Annotated in this window: 20 protein-coding genes and 1 pseudogene; 18 read left to right on the top strand and 3 right to left on the bottom strand. The window is 60.0% G+C overall.

The genetic code is table 11. The annotated features are described in order from the left end of the window. Positions 1–135: 135 nt before the first annotated feature. The 3 genes from AC0V6O_RS02785 (at position 136) to AC0V6O_RS02775 (ending at position 2256) form a co-directional block, all read left to right on the top strand. Positions 136–345, top strand: coding sequence for a NepR family anti-sigma factor (locus AC0V6O_RS02785; RefSeq protein WP_486141407.1), 210 nt, complete (start codon positions 136–138; stop codon positions 343–345). Next, a complete protein-coding gene (locus AC0V6O_RS02780; protein WP_472639729.1) occupies positions 345–956 on the top strand; it encodes a sigma-70 family RNA polymerase sigma factor in 612 nt (203 codons plus the stop codon). Before AC0V6O_RS02785 ends, AC0V6O_RS02780 begins: the two co-directional genes overlap by 1 nt. A 115-nt stretch (positions 957–1071) precedes the next feature. Next, positions 1072–2256 (top strand): AI-2E family transporter, encoded by a 1185-nt coding sequence (locus AC0V6O_RS02775; protein ID WP_486141406.1) that lies wholly within the window; start codon positions 1072–1074, stop codon positions 2254–2256. Between the two features lie 12 nt (positions 2257–2268). On the opposite strand, the gene AC0V6O_RS02770 is transcribed toward AC0V6O_RS02775, so the two are convergent. Next, on the bottom strand, positions 2269–3543 hold the full coding sequence (locus AC0V6O_RS02770) for a dicarboxylate/amino acid:cation symporter (protein ID WP_486141405.1): 1275 nt from the start codon (positions 3541–3543) through the stop codon (positions 2269–2271). Between the two features lie 126 nt (positions 3544–3669). On the opposite strand from AC0V6O_RS02770, the gene glmM reads away from it, so the two are divergent. Genes glmM through AC0V6O_RS02750 form a run of 4 tightly spaced genes read left to right on the top strand, consistent with a single transcriptional unit; the run spans position 3670 to position 6964 of the window. Then, the gene (gene glmM, locus AC0V6O_RS02765; RefSeq protein ID WP_486141404.1) at positions 3670–5007 is read left to right on the top strand and encodes a phosphoglucosamine mutase; all 1338 of its coding nucleotides are present in this window, start codon (positions 3670–3672) and stop codon (positions 5005–5007) included. Positions 5008–5031: 24 nt separating this feature from the next. Continuing rightward, positions 5032–5256 (top strand): DUF1272 domain-containing protein, encoded by a 225-nt coding sequence (locus AC0V6O_RS02760; RefSeq protein WP_486141403.1) that lies wholly within the window; start codon positions 5032–5034, stop codon positions 5254–5256. Continuing rightward, on the top strand, positions 5253–6071 hold the full coding sequence (gene thiD, locus AC0V6O_RS02755) for a bifunctional hydroxymethylpyrimidine kinase/phosphomethylpyrimidine kinase (RefSeq protein ID WP_486141402.1): 819 nt from the start codon (positions 5253–5255) through the stop codon (positions 6069–6071). The genes AC0V6O_RS02760 and thiD overlap by 4 nt, the downstream gene beginning before the upstream one ends. Beyond that, on the top strand, positions 6068–6964 hold the full coding sequence (locus AC0V6O_RS02750) for an acyl-CoA desaturase (RefSeq protein WP_486141401.1): 897 nt from the start codon (positions 6068–6070) through the stop codon (positions 6962–6964). Before thiD ends, AC0V6O_RS02750 begins: the two co-directional genes overlap by 4 nt. Positions 6965–7090: 126 nt before the next feature. Here AC0V6O_RS02750 and AC0V6O_RS02745 read toward each other — a convergent pair whose 3' ends face one another. Continuing rightward, positions 7091–7963, bottom strand: coding sequence for an LOG family protein (locus AC0V6O_RS02745; RefSeq protein ID WP_486145470.1), 873 nt, complete (start codon positions 7961–7963; stop codon positions 7091–7093). A 147-nt stretch (positions 7964–8110) separates the two neighbouring features. On the opposite strand from AC0V6O_RS02745, the gene AC0V6O_RS02740 reads away from it, so the two are divergent. The 3 genes from AC0V6O_RS02740 (at position 8111) to AC0V6O_RS02730 (ending at position 10770) form a co-directional block, all read left to right on the top strand. After that, positions 8111–8749 (top strand): hypothetical protein, encoded by a 639-nt coding sequence (locus tag AC0V6O_RS02740; protein WP_486141400.1) that lies wholly within the window; start codon positions 8111–8113, stop codon positions 8747–8749. Positions 8750–8862: 113 nt separating this feature from the next. Further along, positions 8863–10092 (top strand): Ppx/GppA phosphatase family protein, encoded by a 1230-nt coding sequence (locus AC0V6O_RS02735; RefSeq protein WP_486141399.1) that lies wholly within the window; start codon positions 8863–8865, stop codon positions 10090–10092. A gap of 3 nt (positions 10093–10095) precedes the next feature. Then, positions 10096–10770, top strand: coding sequence for an RlmE family RNA methyltransferase (locus AC0V6O_RS02730; protein ID WP_486141398.1), 675 nt, complete (start codon positions 10096–10098; stop codon positions 10768–10770). A 55-nt stretch (positions 10771–10825) separates the two neighbouring features. Here the strand turns inward: AC0V6O_RS02730 and AC0V6O_RS02725 are convergent, their stop codons facing one another. Next, positions 10826–11479 carry a c-type cytochrome gene (locus tag AC0V6O_RS02725; RefSeq protein WP_486141397.1) on the bottom strand — a complete coding sequence of 218 codons (654 nt, stop codon included), beginning with the start codon at positions 11477–11479 and terminating at the stop codon, positions 10826–10828. A 167-nt stretch (positions 11480–11646) separates the two neighbouring features. On the opposite strand from AC0V6O_RS02725, the gene AC0V6O_RS02720 reads away from it, so the two are divergent. The 8 genes and pseudogenes from AC0V6O_RS02720 to bla all read left to right on the top strand — a co-directional run bounded on the left by AC0V6O_RS02720 (position 11647) and on the right by bla (position 19921). After that, positions 11647–12546, top strand: coding sequence for a prephenate dehydratase (locus AC0V6O_RS02720; protein ID WP_486141396.1), 900 nt, complete (start codon positions 11647–11649; stop codon positions 12544–12546). Between the two features lie 100 nt (positions 12547–12646). Next, on the top strand, positions 12647–13420 hold the full coding sequence (locus AC0V6O_RS02715) for a hypothetical protein (RefSeq protein WP_486141395.1): 774 nt from the start codon (positions 12647–12649) through the stop codon (positions 13418–13420). Then, entirely contained in the window at positions 13417–14697 is a 1281-nt protein-coding gene (locus AC0V6O_RS02710) for a DUF4350 domain-containing protein (RefSeq protein WP_486141394.1), read from the top strand. Before AC0V6O_RS02715 ends, AC0V6O_RS02710 begins: the two co-directional genes overlap by 4 nt. A 2-nt stretch (positions 14698–14699) precedes the next feature. After that, positions 14700–15656 (top strand): AAA family ATPase, encoded by a 957-nt coding sequence (locus tag AC0V6O_RS02705; RefSeq protein WP_486145468.1) that lies wholly within the window; start codon positions 14700–14702, stop codon positions 15654–15656. A gap of 34 nt (positions 15657–15690) precedes the next feature. Beyond that, positions 15691–17020, top strand: a pseudogene (locus AC0V6O_RS02700) (DUF58 domain-containing protein). Continuing rightward, positions 17017–18081 (top strand): stage II sporulation protein M, encoded by a 1065-nt coding sequence (locus AC0V6O_RS02695; protein WP_486141393.1) that lies wholly within the window; start codon positions 17017–17019, stop codon positions 18079–18081. Before AC0V6O_RS02700 ends, AC0V6O_RS02695 begins: the two are co-directional and overlap by 4 nt. Then, positions 18078–18995, top strand: a complete 918-nt coding sequence (locus AC0V6O_RS02690; protein ID WP_472639745.1) for an RDD family protein — start codon at positions 18078–18080, stop codon at positions 18993–18995. The genes AC0V6O_RS02695 and AC0V6O_RS02690 overlap by 4 nt, the downstream gene beginning before the upstream one ends. Continuing rightward, the gene (gene bla / locus AC0V6O_RS02685) at positions 18992–19921 is read left to right on the top strand and encodes a class A beta-lactamase (RefSeq protein ID WP_486141392.1); all 930 of its coding nucleotides are present in this window, start codon (positions 18992–18994) and stop codon (positions 19919–19921) included. The genes AC0V6O_RS02690 and bla overlap by 4 nt, the downstream gene beginning before the upstream one ends. Positions 19922–19930: the final 9 nt, after the last annotated feature.

Here is a 19930-nt window from a genome sequence, read left to right as displayed (position 1 = left end):
CCAAGCTCTTAGTTGTCAATGGCAGGGGAACAATACATAGGCCGTATCGTTCCCAAATTCATATGTAGTAATGCCACCGATATGGCCTAACATGCCGGTGCCTTTCGCCTATCGCGGAGTATATCAGGATCAATTATGGCCTCGGGTAAAGAAACATCGCCGACTGACGCAGCGGCGGAAAAACCAACAAGCACCAAGGCTATGGAGCAGCCACAATGGGCTGACGGGCTAAAGCAATTGTACGATTCCGTGGTCGAAGAACCGCTTCCCGACAGCTTCAAAAATCTGCTGTCTCAGCTTGATGTAACTGATCCAGATGATGCCAGCCAGAATGGGAATGGCTGATGTCGGTCGAGACCCGCAGCGCCTCTGAAAAAGCTGACTTTAAGCGCGAACTGACCGAGGTCGTACCGCATTTGCGGGCCTTTGCGCGCGGCCTATGCGGCCGCCCCGACATGGCCGATGATCTGGTTCAAGAAACCTTACTGAAAGCGTGGGCTGCGCAGGCCCGATTTGAGCCAGGCACATCAATGCGCGCATGGACCTTTGTAATCCTGCGCAATGCCTATCTCACCGATATGCGGCGCAACCGTTTTCGCGGCGATTATGATGAGACGGTGGCAGAGCGCATCCTGACCGCGCCTGCTGGACAAGAAGAACCAATCCACCTGTCCGACATGCACCGTGCGCTGCTGACGCTGCCGCCGGAACGGCGCGAGGCCTTGCTATTGGTTGGCGCGGGCGGATTTTCTTACGAGGAAGCCGCGCAAATATGTGGCTGCGCCGTCGGCACGATCAAAAGCCGCGTGGGCCGCGCTCGCTCCACACTCAACAGCATGCTGGCAGAGGGCAATATCCCTCAACGTTCAATCGGGGATGATGCCGCGCACCGCGCCATCCTAGAAGAATTGGACGATGTCGCCGCGGGCAATGGCGAAACCGCGAAGATCGATTAATTCACGCCCGACCTGCGGGCTTGGAAGAGCGTAACTTCAAAACTTCCCGCATCAGGCGCTTGGCGCAGCTTTGCAGTCCTGCAATAAGACCAGCGACAAGCTGGAATTGCCTGAAATGACGAGCGAAACACCCAACCCGCACCCAAGCGAACCGAGCGCCACCCCTGCGTCAAGCAGACGGCTGGCCTTTGCTGAGCAGGAGGTGCGGCTGGTGTCGGCCCTGGTTTTGCTGATCGGGATCGGTCTGTTCCTCGCCATACCCTTCGTTTTGTCGATCGGATCGGTGGTGTTTTTGCCGCTGGTCACAGCGATCTTGCTCACCATCCTGCTGTCGCCGCTAGCGGACAGGCTGGCGCGGATCGGCCTACCCAATGTGCTCGCCTCCCTGGGCGCGTTGATAGCGTTTCTGGCGGTTGTATTGCTCGCCCTCGCGCTGGTGCTTCAACCCGCCCTTGCCCTGTTCGACACCTTGCCCGCCATTACTGAGCAAGTGGGCGCGCGTTTTGCTGAGCTGCGCGATCAGTTTGAATGGCTCGCCATCATCAACCGAGAGCTGGGCGAAATATTGGGCGAATCCGGCACACGCGAAGTCGTGCTCGCCACCCCAACCCTGCTCGAACAGATCGCTTGGTCCACGCCCAGCGTGCTGATTGAGGTCTTGATCACTCTGCTGATGACCTTCTTCATGATTGAGGCGCGCGTCCGGTTGAGGCGGCATTTGCTGTTTGACCGTTCTAGCTTTGGATCGAGCGTCAAGGCCGCGCGAGTGCTGCGCGAAGTGCAGGACCGGGTTGCCGCCTATATTCTCACCGTAGGCTTCATCAATGCCTGCATCGGCGTGGTTGTGGCCTTGGGCGCGTGGGCGCTGGGCGTGGAGGCGCCGATCATGTGGGGCGGGCTCGCTGCGATCCTCAATTTCGTGCCCTATATCGGTCCAATCGCCATGGCTGCCCTGCTCGGCATGTTCGGCATCGGCACCGCAGATACTGTGTTCCTCGGCTTGGTCCCGGTTACAGCTTACATCGTGCTTCACACGGTGGAGGCGAATGTCGTCACCCCATCAATTCTGGGTGCGCGCTTCACCATGAACCCGGTGATGATCTTGCTCGCCCTGTCCTATTTCACATGGATCTGGGGCGTGCCGGGCGCGCTCCTATCCGTACCAATCCTGCTGACGCTCACCGCATTGTTCGATCACATCGGGAGCCCCAATCTGATCGGCTTTGTGTTTGGCGAACCCCTGTTTGGCAGCGAGCTGTTCAATCGCAGCCCAGAAGAGGAAGCTGGTCCGGCGGGTTAGTCCGGCAAAGCCTCAATCCTTAGATCGGTCGACCGTGCCAGCGACCGCCACGTTCATTGTGACATTGGCCAAAGTGCGCATGATATCGGGCAACATTTCCACCGCCACCAGCAACGCCAGCGGCTCTATTGGCACACCCATGGCGAGCGCGATTGGGCCAATCGATACCACGAAACTGATGGAGCCAGGCAGGCTAACCGAACCGATGGAGATGACCACCGCCACGCCAATGCCGATCAGCATCAGCGGCCAGGATACCTCTATTCCGGCCAGGCTGGCGACATACAGCGCCACCGCCATATTCATCGCTACGCTGGTCGCGCGGAAAATTGCCACCGCCAGCGGCAGCACGAACTCACTGGTTTCCTCGCGCAAGTTAAGCCGCCCAGCGCTGTCCAGCATCGCGGGCAGGCTGGCGAGCGAGCTTTGAGTGGAAACCGCGACCGCTTGGGCGGGCAGAACTGCCTTGGCAAAGCGCAGCGGGCTGACCCCGCCCAGCGCCCATGCCATCAGATAGGCTAGTATCAGGATAAATCCGCCCATCGCGGAGACGACCAGAATGTAATGCGCCAATGTCGCAAACGCGCCGCCGCCACTTTTCAGGCCCACTCCAAAGGCCAGCGCAAACACGCCGAGCGGCGCGATCCACAGCACCCAGCCAATGATCATCAGCATGGTGTTGGCCAGCGCATGGAAAAAGCCGAGCATCCGCTCGCTCTGATCCTGGGGCAGCCGGGTCACGGCAACCGCAAACAGAGCGAAGAATATGGTGAGCGGCAACATCGCCGTTTCCGCCGCCGCAGCGATGATATTGGGTGCGATCAGCGAGGCAAGGAAATCGAGCACACCGGGCACTTGCTGCTCGCCGTCTGGGACGGCGGCCAAAAATCCACTCGCGCTTTCGGGAATGGGCAAGGCTCCAAGCATTATCGGCATCATCAAGGCGGTGAACAATCCGCCTGCGACGAGCACAGCAAACACAAGAGCCAAAAATCGCCGCGCCGCTGCGCCGGCTCTCGCGGCCTCGGCCATTTGCGCGATGCCCAGCACCAGCAGCGCCGCGACCAATGGGATGATCGTCATCTGCAGCGCCCGCAGCCACAAGCTGCCGATCAGCGCAACAATCTGCTGCAGCCAGTCGGTGATCCCACCGTCCGACAGCACCATGCCTAGCAGCAAGCCAGCGACCAATCCGGCAAATGTCAGCGCCACTGGCAGACGGATAGAAGCCAGCTCATAGCGCTGTCCGCTTGTCGCTGCTGCGCTTTGGCCTTCAACTTCGCTCAAATTCTGTCCCCTTTGGGCCTTGCGCCCTTCCATTCGTGCGATAACCGCGCCAGAAGCGCCTGACAAATCGGCTTTTACCCCGCGGGCACCCGCGACGGTGCTTTCATGGAGAGAACAGACACAGCCATGGCACGCAAATTCTTTGGCACAGACGGCATCCGTGGCCGCACGAACAGCGATGTGATGACATCGGAAATGGCGATGAAAGTGGGACAGGCAGCGGGCGCTCACTTCATGCGCGGCAAGCATCGCCACCGGGTCGTGATTGGCAAGGACACACGCCTGTCCGGCTATATGATTGAAAGCGCGCTGGTCGCGGGCTTTACCAGTGTCGGCATGGATGTGATCATGACCGGCCCGATCCCGACCCCGGCGATTGCTTTACTGACACGCGAAATGCGCGCCGATCTAGGCGTGATGATTTCGGCCAGCCACAACCCTTACGAGGATAATGGCGTCAAACTGTTCGGCCCAGATGGCTTTAAGCTGTCTGATGAGGACGAAATGCAGATCGAGGAATTGCTGGAGCTACAACCGGCGCTGGTCGATGCCTCGCAAATTGGGCGCGCACGGCGGATCGAGGATGCTCGCGGACGCTACATCCACGCGGTCAAGCAATCGGTCTCTGACGAGGTCAGTTTTGACGGGCTGAAGGTCGTGGTCGATTGCGCCAATGGCGCCGCCTATGAAGTGGCTCCATCGGCGATTTGGGAACTCGGCGCGCAGGTCATCACCGTCGGCGTTGACCCCAATGGCACCAATATCAATGACGGCGTTGGCTCCACCGCGATTGAGGCGTTGCAGGCCAAAGTCGTTGAGGAGCAGGCGCATATCGGCATCGCGTTGGATGGTGATGCAGACCGGCTTATCGTCGTTGATGAAAAGGGCCGCGCGGTCGATGGCGATCAGATCATGGCTCTCATCGCGACGCGGATGCATGAAAAGGGCGCACTGACGGGCGGCGGCGTGGTCGCAACGGTCATGTCCAACCTGGGGCTGGAGCGGCATCTTCACGCGCAAGGCCTCACGCTGGAACGGACCAAGGTCGGCGATCGCTATGTGCTGGAGCGCATGAAAAAGGGCGGATTTAACGTTGGCGGCGAACAATCGGGCCATATGATCTTGCTCGATCACGCGACCACTGGCGATGGTACGGTCGCCGCGCTTCGCGTGCTATCCAGTCTGGTGCGCGCTGATAAGCCCGCCAGCGAGCTGCTGCATGTGTTTGACCCAGTCCCGCAACTGCTCAAGAACGTGCGCTATTCCGGTGGCAAGCCGTTGGAGAACGAAGCCGTAAAGCAGGTTATCAGCGAAGCGGAGGCAGAACTGGAAGGCAAAGGCCGCTTGGTCATCCGCCCATCCGGCACAGAGCCGGTGATCCGCGTGATGGCGGAGGGCGATGACAGTGCCCAAGTTGAGGCGGTGGTCGGCCGTATTTGCGACGCCGTCCGCGCCGCCGTTTGAGTAGCAACTCAGAGGACCAAGACCATGCTGGAAATGCGCCCCGATTGCGAGAAATGCGGCACCGATCTGCCTGCTGAGGCACCTGGTGCATTCATCTGCAGCTTTGAATGCACGTTCTGTGCGGAATGCGCGGACGCGCACGATGACCAATGCCCCAATTGCGGCGGCGAATTGATGGATCGGCCCACCCGCGCCAAGGCTCTACAAGAGAAATATCCGCCCAGTACGGGGCGTAAGTTCAAGGGATGAGCCAACCCCCGCCATCCGCTCCGCCGCGCATTCTGGCGATTGCCGGGTCCGATTCCTCTGGCGGCGCTGGCATTCAGGCCGACATTAAAACCATCACCATGCTGGGCGGCTACGCGATGACCGCCATAACCGCCGCGACCGCGCAAAACAGCGTAGGAGTGCAAGCAATCATGCCGCTGTCTGGTGACTTTGTCGCCAAACAGATCACCAGCTGCATCAACGACATCGGTGTCGATGCGATCAAGATCGGCATGCTGCATGACGCCGACATTATTGCGCATGTGGCGGACGCGCTGGAGCTGATCGACAGCCTGGTGCCGGTGGTGCTTGACCCGGTTATGGTCTCGACCTCTGGGGCGACCCTGATCGCGGATGAAGCGATTGAAATCATGCGCGAGCGATTGTTCCCGCGCGCCACAATCATCACACCGAACCTGCCAGAGTTACAGCATCTGGTCCGCCGCAACCTTGGCGATACGCGCCTGATTGAAGACGCCGCCGAAGAGCTGATCCGCGCCCATGGCTGCGATGTGCTGGCCAAGGGCGGACACACAGAGGACGCACGTATTATCGATATTCTGGTTCGCTCTGGCGAAGTGCCCAAGCACTTTGCTCAAGCCAAGATCGATACCCGCCACACTCATGGCACAGGCTGCACTCTCTCATCCGCCATTGCGGTGCTGCTGGGCCACGGCCAACCGCTCGAAAACGCAGTCCGGTTGGGGCAGACCTTTGTGAGACAGGCGATTGAAGCATCGCCAGGGTACGGCGTTGGCAACGGACCTCTAGGTCATCAGGCGGTGCGCAGCCTATGATGGAGCCGGTCATCCGAGTGGATGGCCAAGGCGCCAACCCAGTGCGGGGCCGCGTGCGGATCGATTGGCCGAAGGCCGTATGGAACGCTGGCATGCTAGGCGGGACTGTGGCTGCGCTTTTTGTGGCGAGCGGGCCTGCCATCGCGCTCTTCCTGGGGCTCACCTATTTCACGCTGCTGATCGGTCACAGTGTCGGCATGCACCGGATGATGATCCACCGGACGTTCAGGGCGCCCAAATGGCTCGCCAGAGCGTTGATTTATATCGGCACCTTGGTCGGCGTTTCCGGCCCATCGGGGATCATTCGCATCCATGACACCAGAGACTGGGCCCAGCGCGAGCCGCAATGCCATGACTTCTTCGCTCACCGCCGCTCACTGGCACGGGACCTAGCGTGGAACCTGTTCTGCAAATTTGAATTCGAGCGCCCGCCAAGGTTGGCAATCGAGCCTGAAATCGCCGATGATCCGTTCTACTGGATGCTCGATGCGACATGGCGATTGCACCAAATCCCGCTGGCCATCGCCCTATATTGGATCGGCGGCTGGGCCTTTGTACTCTGGGGCATATGCGCCCGTGTGTTCGTGAGCACGGCAGGCCACTGGACCATCATCTACTTCTGCCACAACCCCGGCCCCGGCCGCTGGCTGGTGCGTGATGCGGGCATTCAAGCCTCCAACCTGCCCGGCCTTGGCCTCATCACCTATGGCGAGTGCTGGCATAACAATCACCATGCCTTCCCGGAATCGGCACGCATCGGCATTGAGCCGGGACAGGCCGATCCGGGCTGGTCGGTGATCGCCGGATTGGGACGTTTGGGCCTCGCCCATGACATCGGCACCCCGCGCCAGCAGGATCGCCGCGAAGATTTGGTTGAGCGAGGTCGCGCTTAGCAATTGATAAAAAGTGGCGTAGCCACCCGCTCCCTCCAACCCTTCCACCCGGAGCCTACCGGGATATCATCCGGGTGGAAGGGTTGGAGGGAGCGGGTGGCTACGGTCAGCTTAAGGACAAAACCCCTAGCGGTTCAGCTCGTAAAAGTCCGAGATGTGCGACCACGCCTCATCCGCTGTTTCGCACCAATGGAACAGCTCAAGGTCTTTCTTGGAGATCGTGCCTTCCTCGGCAATCGCTTCGAAATTGACCACGCGGTTCCAGAAATCCTTGCCAAACAGCAGGATCGGAATGGGCTGCATCTTGCCGGTCTGGATCAGGGTTAGCAGCTCAAAGAACTCATCAAATGTGCCGAACCCGCCCGGGAAAACCGCAACGGCACGCGCGCGCATCAGGAAGTGCATTTTGCGCAGTGCGAAATAGTGAAAATTGAGACTGAGATAGGGCGTCACATAGGAATTGGGCGCTTGCTCATGCGGCAAAATGATATTGAGCCCGATCGATTCAGCGCCAGCATCCGAAGCCCCGCGATTGGCCGCCTCCATGATCGATGGACCGCCGCCAGAGCACACGACAAATTGCCGCTTGCCGTCTTCAACGATCCCTTTTTCCGAGACCACTTTCGCCAGCTTATGCGCCTCGGTGTAATATTTCGACTTTGCCGCCAGGCTGGCTGCGACCTTTTGCTCATATTCGCTGCCATTCTTGGCCGCTTCAACCTTCGCATCCGCCTCTTCAGGTGAAGGAATTCGGGCCGATCCGTACATCACCAGAGTGGAGCCAACGCGCGCCTCGTCCAGCAGCATTTCCGGCTTCAATAGCTCAAGCTGAAAACGCACCGGGCGCAGCTCATCACGCAGCATGAAATCGACGTCACGAAATGCCAATTTATAGGCCGGATGTTCGGTCTGAGGTGTGTGCTCAGGTGCTTCTTCAGCAAAGCGGGTTTCCTGCTCTGCACGGTAAAACTTGCGATCTGTGAGGTCTTTTTCAGTCATATCAATGCCCTTAGGCGCAGAGCCATGCGCGGGCAAGCCGAGCTGAGATGCGACTGAGCCGAAATCGCTCAACACCCCCTTCAAATGCTTGCCTTAGTTGATAAATCTGCGTTGCTAAGCTGACGTCTTACCCGAGGGAGCTATCAATTGACCGCCAAATCAAGTTTTCCCAACTGTGTGCGAGCCTTTATGATCCTTGCATTATCAGCCTGTCTGCTGCCCGCGAATGCCGTATCGGCTCAAAGCTCGGCTGAATTAGCCGAGGCCCTTAAGGGGTTTGGACCTCAGACTAGCTTTACCTGTCAAACAAAGGCCAGTGGCATTCAAGGATGTTGGGATGTGCCTGCGTGTGGAACACTGGAGGAAACATCGCACCGGACGATCATAGAGTTTACCGCTGACGATTTTTTCCTCACGCATTTGATCCAGTACAATGCCCGGGGCTGCAAAGACCGTGATGTCGCTTTCGTGATAACTCAAACTCCACCGGAGGAATGGAATTCTATGTACGAGATGATGGATCGCGAGATACGATCTGGTGGACGAAGGATGATCTATCAGGACATTTTTTTCAAAATTGGCATGGACGCGATGGCTGGCGAGACCCTCGGCTATAAACTCGAGGGCGGGCAATTGTGTTTCTTGCCGTCACAAATCACGTCGAATGACTTCTCCACACTGAGCGATGGGCTGCTCGGCAAATGGGCGTATGAAGAAGAATACTTCTTCAGCGGGCAATATTTGCGGGACATGACAGCATGCCTCTCCAGGTCCACCCCCTTTTAGCGGATACCGAGAACCAGCACGCCGCGCCGCTTGCCCTAAGGCGCGCTATCCGTTAGTTTTCTTTTCAGGTCCTCGCGAGAATATGCGCGCGAGAGGAAAAGAAAGAGTTGAGTATGGCGGATCTGTCTCCGCCGGACGGTTTTAAAAAGGCTGGCAGAAAAAGGGGACGCAAGTCCGGTAAAGTAGCCGATTTTCGCTACAAACGCGCCCACCAGCCCAATGAAAGCAAGCACCCCGCCCATGGCCGGCCGGGTGAGCATTCTCGCGGCAATCGCGCGGGTGGCCGATCACATCGCCCCAATGAAGCATACGCTGCACTCGACCTCGGCACAAACAATTGCCGGCTTTTGATCGCACGCCCTTCTGGCAAGGATTTTACCGTCATTGACGCGTTTAGCCGGGTGGTGAAACTGGGCGAAGACCTCGCCAGCACTGGCCGCCTGTCTGACGAGGCGATGGACCGCGCGCTGGGCGCGCTGTCGATTTGCGCAGACAAGCTGCGCCGCCGCAAAGTTCGCTTGGCACGCTCGGTCGCCACAGAGGCCTGCCGCAGGGCCAGCAATGGTGCCGATTTCATCGAACGCGTCCGCCAGGAAACCGGCATCGTGCTCGACATTATCAGCGCAGAAGAAGAAGCACGGCTCGCGGTTCTCGGCTGCCATATCCTGCTGGAGCAAGGTCACGGACCAGCGGTCATCTTCGACATTGGCGGCGGCTCAACCGAGCTTGTGCTGCTGGAACCGGGCGGCAAAGTCCCGCGCATTATCGACTGGCAAAGCGTGCCCTGGGGCGTTGTCTCGCTGACTGATACGGTCGAGCGCGGCGCCAACACTGACGAGGGTAGAGCCGAGCGTTATGCTGAGATGCGCCGCCGCGTATCCGAAAGTTTCGCCCCATTTGCTGAGCGCATCAGCGAGGCCGCCGCGCATGATGATATCCGCCTGCTCGGCACCAGCGGCACAGTTACAACCCTCGCCAGCCTGCATCTTGAGCTGCCACATTATGATCGCAAGGCCGTTGATGGTCTGATCGTGCCGTCTCGCTCAATGCGCGACATCAGCACGCGGCTTTCCACCATGTCGCCGGAGGAGCGCAGCGAGCTGCCCTGTATTGGCAATGACCGGGCCGATCTGGTGGTTGCGGGATGCGCGATTTTGGAATCGATCCTCGACCTGTGGCCGGCAAGCTGCCTGGGCGTGGCGGACCGGGGCATCCGCGAAGGCATTTTGCGCAGCCTGATGGCCGCCGAACGAGATGGAGAACGCAGCATGCGTGCCTTGCAAAAAATACGCGCGGGCGAGGTTCCTGTCGCCGGTGAAGCCGCCAAAAGCGGCGAGCAATAGGCGATGACGCGATCTGGCCGCGACCCTGAAAAGCGGGTGCGAAAATCGCGCAAGCGCACCGCATCATCAACCCGCTGGCTAGAGCGTCAGCTGAACGATCCCTATGTCAAAAAGGCCAAGGCGGACGGCTATCGCAGCCGCGCGGCCTATAAGCTGATCGAGCTGGACGAGCGCTTTGCCTTGATCCGAGGCGCCAAGCGCGTCGTTGATTTGGGGATTGCACCGGGCGGCTGGGCACAAGTGGTGCGCAAGCAAGCACCGCGCGCCGCAATTGTCGGGATCGACCTGCTGCCAACTGAGCCGATTGAAGGCGTCGCGATCCTGGAGATGGATTTCATGGCCGATCACGCGCCCGCTGCTTTGCAAGCGGAGCTGGACGGCAAGCCCGATCTGGTGATGTCGGATATGGCGGCCAACACGGTGGGCCATAAACAGACCGACCATTTGCGCACGATGGGGCTGGTTGAGGCGGCGGCGTGGTTTGCCACGGAAAACCTGGAGGAAGGCGGCACCTTCATCGCCAAGGTGCTTGCAGGCGGCACGGACACCGATTTGCTCAACCTGCTCAAGAAGCATTTTAAGAGCGTAAAGCATGCCAAACCCCCGGCAAGCCGCAAGGGATCATCGGAATGGTATGTCGTGGCTCAGGGATTTAAACCCGCCGCGGAGGCCGGCTAAAGCCTGATAGAAAGACAGACGTGGCGCCGCCTAACGTATGCGAGGCGCTCAGCGCTTATTCTGCAGTCGCTTCTTCTATCTCAGCAGCTGCGTTTTGCTCAGCTTCCGCTTCTGCAACTTCGCCTGCTTCACCCTCGGCTGCATCTTCCTCACCGCTCTCATCAGCCACCGCTTCAACATAAGCTGGCACCTCTAGGCTAGAGCCGAGCGAGTTCATGTAGACCGCAACAGCGGCGCGGTCTTCAATCTTCGACAGGCCAGCAAAGCTCATCTTGGTGCCATCGGCAAAGCCGCGCGGGCTCTTCAACCAGGCATCCATTGCGTCCCAATCCCACACGCCGTCTTTGCTGGAAAGCGCCGAACTATAGGCGAAACCAGCAACGCTCTTGCCAATCGGCTTACCCATAATGCCGTAGATATTGGGACCAACGCCGTTCGCACCGCCTTGATCAACCGTGTGACAGGCCGAGCATTTGGCGAACACCTGTGCGCCCTTTTCGACCGTGGTCTCCGTCATGTTCAGCGCCTCGGCCATGGTCATTTCAGCCTCAGCGGTATCTTCCACCACGCCTTCAATCTCATAGCCCAATTGCTCAGGGCGCTGCGGATTGTCAGCATGGAAATACTTCCCACTCAAAATCGAGAAGCCCAGCGCGATAATGCCTGCAAACAGCACCCAGCCAGCGGCGGTGTTAAAACGATCATCCATGGTGAATTGAGATCCGGTAATCTTGCTATGGTCAAAGTTGAGGTCGCTCTAATCACCGATGCCCTTTGGTGCAAGAGTGATCGCAGCATTACGCATTGCAGCAAATGCAAGCGGGTCCAAGAGCGAGCTTGCGAGTGGGCCGCTCCCTCTCTAGCAAGCGTGGCTGTATGCACAGTTTTCCCGCTCCTGCCCTCGCCATTGTTGAAACCATGCGCGCCGCCGCCGCTAAGCAGCCTGAGCGCGCGATTGCATTTCAAGGATCGCCGGGCGCAAATTCGCACCGCGCCGCGACCGAAGCAGCAGCAGACTATCTGCCGCTGCCCTGCTTCAGCTTTGAAGATGCACTGGAGGCAGTGAAAGACGGGCGGGCGGCCCGGGCAATCATCCCGATTGAAAATTCGCAGCACGGCCGGGTTGCCGACATCCATTTCCTGCTGCCAGAAAGCGGCCTGTCGATTGTTGGCGAATATTTCATGCCGATCAATCACGCGCTGATGGGGCTGGGCAGCGGGCCATTCGAAGCTGCCTACAGTCACCCACAAGCGCTTGGTCAATCACGCTTTTTCCTGCGCGAACGCGGCATTGTTCCGCTGAGCTATGCCGACACGGCGGGGGCCGCCGCCTTTGTTTCAGAGCGCGGCGATCCCAAGCTGGGCGCGATTGCTCCGGCGATTGCAGCTGAGCTTTACGGTCTCAAAATCGCTCAGCACAATGTCGAGGACAGCGCGGACAATATGACCCGCTTTGTGATTTTGGCCGAGACGCCAGAACGCGACGAAACGCTGGGCGGCAGCGAGGCGATCACAACCTTTGTGTTTGAAGTCAAAAATATCCCCGCCGCGCTCTATAAAGCGATGGGCGGTTTCGCGACGAACGGCGTCAATATGACCAAGCTGGAAAGCTATCAAAAGGGCACGAGTTTCTCTGCAACCGCCTTTTACGCTGATATTCTCGGCGCGCCGGGTGATCCGGCGGTGGACCGGGCACTGGAAGAACTCGCGTTTCATTCCAAAGAATTGCGGATTTTGGGCACCTATAAACAGGGCCGTGCCCGCCAAATTACTTAGGCGATTCGCCAAATTCGCGGGCCAAGAGTCACGCACACACCCAATTGTTTAAGGATCGGGTGTTGCGCCCTGCAGCGCCCCGTGCCACGAACATGCCCACATGACGAGCGTAACAGGGACCAATTCAGGGCCAATAGAGGCCCCCGGCGATGGCTCTGCTGTTGACGCAGACGATGCGGCGCTCAATCCCATCAGCAACGCGGATGCACCCGGCAGTTGGCAGGAACTGCGCGGCGATGGTGACATTCAATTTGAACAGATTGAAATCCCTCCTATCCCACCGCGCGAACCGGGCCGATTTGAAGAAGCACTGCAAAGCCTGGCTGATTTCTTCAGCCCGCTTGGCGGTATGTTCGGCGGCGCATGGCCGATCCTGCGCTGGGTGTTTCTGGCCCTGCTGATCGCGGCGGTATTGTTCATTATCTGGCGAATGTTTGGCCCGTTGACTGGATTGGGCGCGCGCATGGCCGAAGCGGAAGAAGAGATTGAATGGCAGCCAGACCGTGCACAGTCGCTGGCCCTGCTGGAGGATGCAGACAAGCTCGCCGCCGACGGGCGTTATGACGAGGCGGTACACCTGCTGCTGCAACGCAGTGTCGGGCAAATCGCATCTGCACGGCCCGATTGGGTGGTCCCGTCCAGCACCGCGCGCGAACTGGCGGCATTGCCTGCTCTCTCGGACGCGGCCCGCGCTGCCTTTCGCACTATCGCAGAGCGGGTGGAGCAAAGCCTGTTTGCCCTACGATCGCTCGATGCCGGTGATTGGGAGGCCGCCCGCAAAGCCTACGCCGATTTCGCCTTGGCCAAGATCGAAGGCAGCCATCAAAAGCGCAATTTGATTGACCGCGACGCCGCGGCAGAGGCGGGCGCATGAGCGGCGCACTGCAACAGGCCAACAACCGGCGCGGCGGCGGTGGTTTCAGCCGCCGCACGGTGCTGGGCCTTGTGCTGTTTGGCTTCCTCGCCTTCATCGCCATGCTCTATTTCATCGGGGCTGGTGACACGCAGGGGCGCGGCAATAATGGTGCGGCCCACGCCGCCTCCAATGGTCTCAATGGCTATTCCGGCTTGGTCAAGCTGCTGGAGCTTGAAGGTGAAGCCGTCTCCACCTCACGCTCGCCAAGCGGGCTGGAGACGCCCGATCTGTTGGTGCTGACCCTGCCACAATATTTCGACAAGGATGAACTCGGCGAGATCCTGCAAAAGCGGGCCTATCTCGGTCCGACCATGGTCATCCTGCCCAAATGGTTCGCCAGTGGTTTTCCACCTGGAGCCGAAAGCCGGGTGGAGGAAGACATTGAGGACGATTGGGTCCAGTTAAACAGTGCGATCCCGTTTGATTGGAGCGAAAGTCTGCCCGATCATTATGCGGTAGAGACCGAGCTAAAGAACGCAAAAGATGGGCCCAACAATTGGGCGGGTCTTGAGCTAACCGGCGCATTGCCAACGGAAACGAACATCGTTGTGACAGACCGCGGAAACGGTGCGGCTTTAGTGGTGAACCAGAGCGGGGAACCCCTCGCCCTGTCATTCCTGGTTGCGGACCAATTTGGCACCACCGACGACAATGAAGAGGTGGTCTTCGTCGTCGAGCCTGATCTGGTCAACAATTATGGCCTCGCTGATCCCAGCCGCGCGGCGCTCGCTCTGGCGCTGATTGACGAGGCGAGCTATGGCTATGAATATCCAGTCGTCTTTGACCTTACGCTCAATGGTTTTGGCGGTTCGACCAATCTTCTAACCTTGGCATTTCGTCCGCCGTTTCTGGCCGCCACCTTGTGCCTCATCCTGGCCATGTTGATTGTCGGCTGGCGCGCGTTCAAACGCTTTGGTCCGGCGGCGGCTAGCGGGCCGGACATTGCCTTTGGCAAACGTCGCTTGGTCGCCAATGGTGCGGGGTTGATCGTAAAAGCACGTCGCCAGCGCTTGCTCGCCGATCCTTACGTCGCGCTATCCGCACGGCAGCTGGCGAGCAGACTGGGACTGACCAAGCCTGACGAAGGCACGATTGACGAGGCGGTTCGGCGTATATTGCCCGAAGATCCGCCATTTTCTGTGAGGGCGCAGCAATTGCGCGCCGCACGTTCACCATCCGATATTCTGCGCGCCGCGCGCGCGCTCAAAGAGCTGACAAGGAAACTCCAGAAATGAGCATGAGCCTCGAAGAACTGCGCGAATTGGCGGACGCGATCCGCGACGAAGTGGCCAAAGCCATCGTCGGCCAAGACGAGATGATCGACCAATTGCTGATCGCGATGATCAGCGAAGGCCACGTATTGCTAGAGGGCCCTCCGGGCACAGCCAAAACTTTTCTGGCGCAGAGTTTTGCCACCGCGCTGGGCCTTGATTTTGGCCGTATCCAGTTCACGCCGGACCTGCTGCCGGGCGATATTCTGGGCTCCAATCTGTTCAATTTTCAAACCAGCGAGTTCACCCTGACGCGCGGGCCGATTTTCTGCGAGCTGCTGCTCGCGGATGAGATCAACCGCACACCGCCAAAGACACAGGCTGCCTTGCTGGAGGCGATGCAAGAACGCCGCGTCACTCTGGACGGCGAAACTCATCAGCTGGCCGAACGTTTCATGGTCGTCGCGACCCAAAACCCGATTGAGAACCAGGGGGTCTATCCCCTGCCAGAGGCACAGCTCGACCGCTTTCTGTTCAAGCTCTTGGTGCAATATCCCGATGAGGCAGAAGAGACCAAGATCGTCACCAGCTATGGCCAGAAGCAAGGCCCGATCCGGCCAGCAACGCTCGGCGTGACGGCGGTGGCCGACACGGCAAAACTGATCGCGGCCAGCGGCGCGCTGGACCATGTGACGGTTGCCGAGGAAATAACCGGCTATGTCGTGCGGCTGGTGCGGGCGACGCGCGAACATGCGGAGCTTTCCGTCGGTGCGTCTCCGCGCGCCGCCGTGATGCTTGCCAATGCTGCCCGAGCGCGCGCAGCATTGCATGGCCGCGCCTATGCCATTCCCGACGATGTGAAGGCGCTTGCCGTCCCCGTGCTGCGCCACCGCCTAACGCTCAGCCCAGCGGCCGAGATCGAAGGCCGCGATGTTGAGGCACTGGTCGCTGAACTCATCGAAAGCACCGAGGCGCCGCGCTAAAACCATGGCTCTCGCTTTGCCCAGACTGGCAAATATGCCCAGCCTGCCGATCGTGCCGACAGAGCGCGCGGCGTGGCTGGCGGCTGGTTTTGCGCCGGTCGCTCTGGTGATTGCGGCGATGGCGCCCGGCACATGGATCGCAGCCCCCGCGGCGGCGATTGTCCTGCTGCTGCTGATCGTGCTGGACGCGGGGTTGGCAGGGCGCCCTGGAGAGTGGGACGTTCGCGCCCCACGCGATGTCGAGGTGGGCCAGCCTGCTGCACTCACCATGCTGGCAGAATTTACTGGCGGGCAGATCTCGCGGGTGGAAGGCGCGCTGGAATTTGACCCGCGCCTGGGCGGCGGCGGTCGCGCAGAGCTGAGCCTGACCCCGCATTCCACCGAAGATTATTACACCGGTACTTATCAGACCAAGCCGGAGCGGCGCGGCACCGCGCAGGTTCCGCGCGCATGGCTGCGCTGGGCAGGTCCGCTGGGTCTCGGTGCGCGCCAACAAAGCCGAGAACTGGATACAGAGCTGCGGATCTGGCCCGATCTCTCGCCGGTGCGCAGCCGTGAGCTTCAGACATTTCTGCGCGATGCTCAAACTGGCCTGATCGCCAGTGCGTATTCGCGGCGAAGGCACGCAATTTGAGGCTTTGTCGGAATACGAACCGGGCATGGACCGCCGCCGGATCGATTGGAAAGCCAGCGCCCGCCACACCAAGCTCTATGCCCGCGAAAACGAAAGCGAGCGCAACAATCAGATCGTCTTCGCGTTCGATTGCGGTCAGGCAATGTGCGAGCCGGTGGACGGCATGCCGCGCATTGACCGGGCGGTATCCGCCGCCCTCACCGCATCCTACGTGGCGCTGAAGAGCGGGGACCGCGTCTCTCTGTTTGGTTTTGACCAGCGACCACAGGTAATGACGCCTTTCGTCGGCGATGCACGCGCATTCCACCGCCTGCAAAGCGCAGCCGCCTCGCTCGATTACACCAGCACAGAGCCGAACTTCACCCTCGCGCTAGCGACCCTGACCGCCAAGCTGCAACGCCGCTCGTTGATCATTCTGTTTTCCGATTTCACTGATCCGACCGCAGCGGAATTGATGATCGAAAGCCTTGGCAGGCTCGTCGACAAACATCTCGTATTGTTCGTCACCATCGCGGATAGCGAGCTGGAGGAATTCATCGCTGAAGAACCTTCAGACATCGCCATGCTCGCGCGCAGCGTCACTGCCGATACCCTAGCCAATCAACGCCGCGTCGTACTGCAACGCCTGCGCCGCATGGGTGTCAATGTGATCGAGGCCCCGTGGGATCAGATCGGCTATCAGCTGATCGACCGATATTTCATGATCAAGAACAGCGAGGCGATCGGATGAAGGCCCCTGTCATCTCCAGCTGGTTTGGCAAAACCCAGATTGAAGCGCCCGCCGATATTGAAAGTGCTGCGCTGCGCTCCGACCGTTTCCGTCTGGAGCGTGAAGGCGATTGGCGGCGGCTTGAAGAGATCCTGAAACGCATGGAGCGCGGCGGATTGCGGCGCGTGAGCGATGAGGATTTGCTCGCCCTGCCCACCCTCTATCGCACGGCGGCATCCAGCCTATCCGTCGCGCGCGAAACCTCGCTCGATGCGTCGACCTTGCGCTATCTTGAGAGCCTGGTGCAGCGCGCCTGGTTTCAGGTTTATGGCCCGCGTCAGGGCTTTGGCGGCTGGCTACGCTCGTTCCTGTTTGGTGGGTGGAGCCGCGCAGTGCGCGAGATCTGGCTGGAGATTTGCATCGCCTTGGCCGTGATGGTCGCCGGCACAGTGGTCGGCTGGCTGCTCGTGGTGCAAGACCGCGAATGGTATTTCCGGCTTGTGCCCACCCAATTCCTCGACACCCGCGTGCCGGGCGCCAGCCGCGAGGTTTTGCAAGAATCCCTCGCGGTAGAGCAGGACGCCAGCGGGCTGTCAGTATTCGCCGCCAGCCTGTTCAGCAACAATGCCGGGGTCGCGATCCTCGCCTTTGCGCTCGGCTTTGCCTTTGGCATCCCATCGCTGATGCTGCTGGTGCATAATATGGCGGTGCTGGGCGCAATGTTGTGGCTGTTCGCGGGCCAGGGGCTGACAGTGGAATTCGCTGCATGGCTCAGCGTCCACGGCACAACAGAGCTGTTTGCGATCCTGCTATCCGGTGCAGCGGGCCTGCATATCGGGCGCTCCATGGCCTTTCCAGGCAATCGCTCTGTCCTAACCGCAGCGGCGGAAAGCGGACGGCGCGGCGCAACCGTGATGGCAGGCGTGGTGCTGATGATGGTGGTCGCTGCTATCTTGGAGGCTTTCCCGCGCCAATTGGTTGGCGGAATGGAAGACCGCTTTCTGATCGGCGGAACAATGCTCGCGCTGTGGCTCGCCTATTTCTTTGCCTATCGGCCCAAGAATATTGAGGACACCGCATGAGCGCGGCGGCCGGCAGCTATGAATATGTCAACAAGAGACAGCGCACTCTGGTCACGCCAGAGGGCATCACTGTGCCAATCGTGGTGGCGTCGCGCGGATCGCGGGTGGGCGCGCTTGTCCTCGATTTCGTGCTGCTTTATGTGGGCCTGACGATCTTTGTCCTACTGATGGGCTGGATTGCAGGAGGCCTGTTCGACGAAGTCACAAGCGAGATGGAAGAGAGCATCTCTGGCGCTGGAGAGTTCCTCGTCATCGTCTTCATCCTAATATTGTTCCTCGCTCGCTATGGCTACTTCCTCGCCTTTGAACTTGGTCCGCGCGGCGCGACCCTGGGCAAGCGCGCGACCGGAATACGCATCGCTGCGCGCGATGGCGGACGTCTAACCGCGGAGGCCGTACTGGCGCGCAACCTGCTGCGCGATATTGAACTGTTTATGCCGCTCGTCTTCCTGATCTTCGCCCCCACTGGCGAGATGGGCAATGCGGGGCTAGCAGGTCTGGCCTGGTTCATGGTGTTCATGGCCTTCCCGTTCTTTAACAAAGACGCTCTGCGCGCCGGCGATGTGATCGCGGGCACTTGGGTGGTCGAGGCACCGCGTACGAAGCTGGCCGAGGCGCTTTCTACGCAGGGCGCCGCGCGCGGGCAAAGCGGCGTTACCGGGGCGCTTTATGAATTCGGCGATGAGGAGCTGTCAGTTTACGGCGAACATGAATTGCAGACGCTGGAACAGGTGCTGCGCGATGGAAGGGGCGAGGCGATTTCGGCAGTGCACGCCACCATTTGCGGCAAGATCGGATGGGATCCGGGCGCCGGTGATGAGCGAGCCTTCCTAGAGGCGTTTTATGCGCAGCTGAGAGCCAAGCTGGAAAACGATATGCGCTTTGGCAAACGCAAACAGAACAAGTTTGCATGAGCAGGTCCGGCGATCCTGACGGAGCACCCAAGGCGCAGCGGCGCGCAGTCCTATCGGGAATGCTCGCAAGCGCAGCGGCGGCCTGCGTACCGATTGACCAAAGCGCGCTTGGGCGACTTTCGGCCCGGCTGCGCATTCTCGAGGCTGCAACCGCAGGCGGCGCATTGGGCGCGGCCATCATCGATACCGAAACCGGCCAGTCGATCAGCCACAATGGCTCCGCGCGGTTTGGCCATTGCTCATCCTTCAAAACCTCGCTCGCCGCGCTGGTTTTGGCTCGTCACGCTTCCGGCGCGATTGATGCTGACCGGAATGTGCGCTGGAGCGAGGAAGAGCTGCTGTCCTACGCGCCCTTCACCACACCGCGTCTTCAGCAAGGGGCGAGCCTGCGCGAACTCGCCGAGGCGACGCAGAAAACATCCGACAACACAGCGGCCAACGTACTCCTGAGAGAGCTTGGCGGGCCGGAGGCGCTCAACCAGTTCTGGCGCAGTATCGGGGATGAGACGAGCCGCCTCGACCGGATCGAGCCAGCGCTAAACCATGTGCCGTTGGGCGAGGTCCGCGATACCTCCACCCCGCTCGCCATGGCCCGCACCCTCGCCAAGCTGACCTATGGCGATGTCCTGCCATCGGAAGAACGCGAACAATTGCGCCGCTGGATGGTGGACACGCAGACCGGGCTCAACCGCGTGCGAGCGGGCCTGCCCGAAGGCTGGGCCGCGGGCGACAAGACTGGCACGTCATTCTGGCCAGGCATGGGCAGCCTGTATGTCGATATTGGCTTTGCCGAGCCGCCAGGCAGAGCGCCAATAGCCTTCGCTGCATATTTCCGCGCTCAGGATACGCATCAGCGAGTCGAGCCAGCCGCCGAGGCACTGCTGGCTGAAATTGGCAAAGTGCTTGTCGACTTTGCTCGCGGCTAAAACGAGGAG

It is taken from the genome of Erythrobacter sp. JB2-19 (assembly GCF_057365005.1).
Note: the sequence above shows the minus strand (reverse complement) of the source record. Positions and strands in the feature narration are given on the sequence as shown.

Coding starts and splice junctions, on each gene's coding strand:
- AC0V6O_RS02780 (WP_472639729.1), top strand. CDS start 345: ATGTCGGTCGAGACCCGCAGCGCCTCTGAAAAAGCTGACTTTAAGCGC.
- AC0V6O_RS02775 (WP_486141406.1), top strand. CDS start 1,072: ATGACGAGCGAAACACCCAACCCGCACCCAAGCGAACCGAGCGCCACC.
- AC0V6O_RS02730 (WP_486141398.1), top strand. CDS start 10,096: ATGACGCGATCTGGCCGCGACCCTGAAAAGCGGGTGCGAAAATCGCGC.
- thiD (WP_486141402.1), top strand. CDS start 5,253: ATGAGCCAACCCCCGCCATCCGCTCCGCCGCGCATTCTGGCGATTGCC.
- AC0V6O_RS02695 (WP_486141393.1), top strand. CDS start 17,017: ATGAAGGCCCCTGTCATCTCCAGCTGGTTTGGCAAAACCCAGATTGAA.
- AC0V6O_RS02705 (WP_486145468.1), top strand. CDS start 14,700: ATGAGCCTCGAAGAACTGCGCGAATTGGCGGACGCGATCCGCGACGAA.
- AC0V6O_RS02725 (WP_486141397.1), bottom strand. CDS start 11,479: ATGGATGATCGTTTTAACACCGCCGCTGGCTGGGTGCTGTTTGCAGGC.
- AC0V6O_RS02760 (WP_486141403.1), top strand. CDS start 5,032: ATGCTGGAAATGCGCCCCGATTGCGAGAAATGCGGCACCGATCTGCCT.
- AC0V6O_RS02750 (WP_486141401.1), top strand. CDS start 6,068: ATGATGGAGCCGGTCATCCGAGTGGATGGCCAAGGCGCCAACCCAGTG.
- AC0V6O_RS02710 (WP_486141394.1), top strand. CDS start 13,417: ATGAGCGGCGCACTGCAACAGGCCAACAACCGGCGCGGCGGCGGTGGT.
- AC0V6O_RS02715 (WP_486141395.1), top strand. CDS start 12,647: ATGACGAGCGTAACAGGGACCAATTCAGGGCCAATAGAGGCCCCCGGC.
- bla (WP_486141392.1), top strand. CDS start 18,992: ATGAGCAGGTCCGGCGATCCTGACGGAGCACCCAAGGCGCAGCGGCGC.
- AC0V6O_RS02735 (WP_486141399.1), top strand. CDS start 8,863: ATGGCGGATCTGTCTCCGCCGGACGGTTTTAAAAAGGCTGGCAGAAAA.
- AC0V6O_RS02720 (WP_486141396.1), top strand. CDS start 11,647: ATGCACAGTTTTCCCGCTCCTGCCCTCGCCATTGTTGAAACCATGCGC.
- AC0V6O_RS02785 (WP_486141407.1), top strand. CDS start 136: ATGGCCTCGGGTAAAGAAACATCGCCGACTGACGCAGCGGCGGAAAAA.
- AC0V6O_RS02745 (WP_486145470.1), bottom strand. CDS start 7,963: ATGACTGAAAAAGACCTCACAGATCGCAAGTTTTACCGTGCAGAGCAG.
- AC0V6O_RS02690 (WP_472639745.1), top strand. CDS start 18,078: ATGAGCGCGGCGGCCGGCAGCTATGAATATGTCAACAAGAGACAGCGC.
- glmM (WP_486141404.1), top strand. CDS start 3,670: ATGGCACGCAAATTCTTTGGCACAGACGGCATCCGTGGCCGCACGAAC.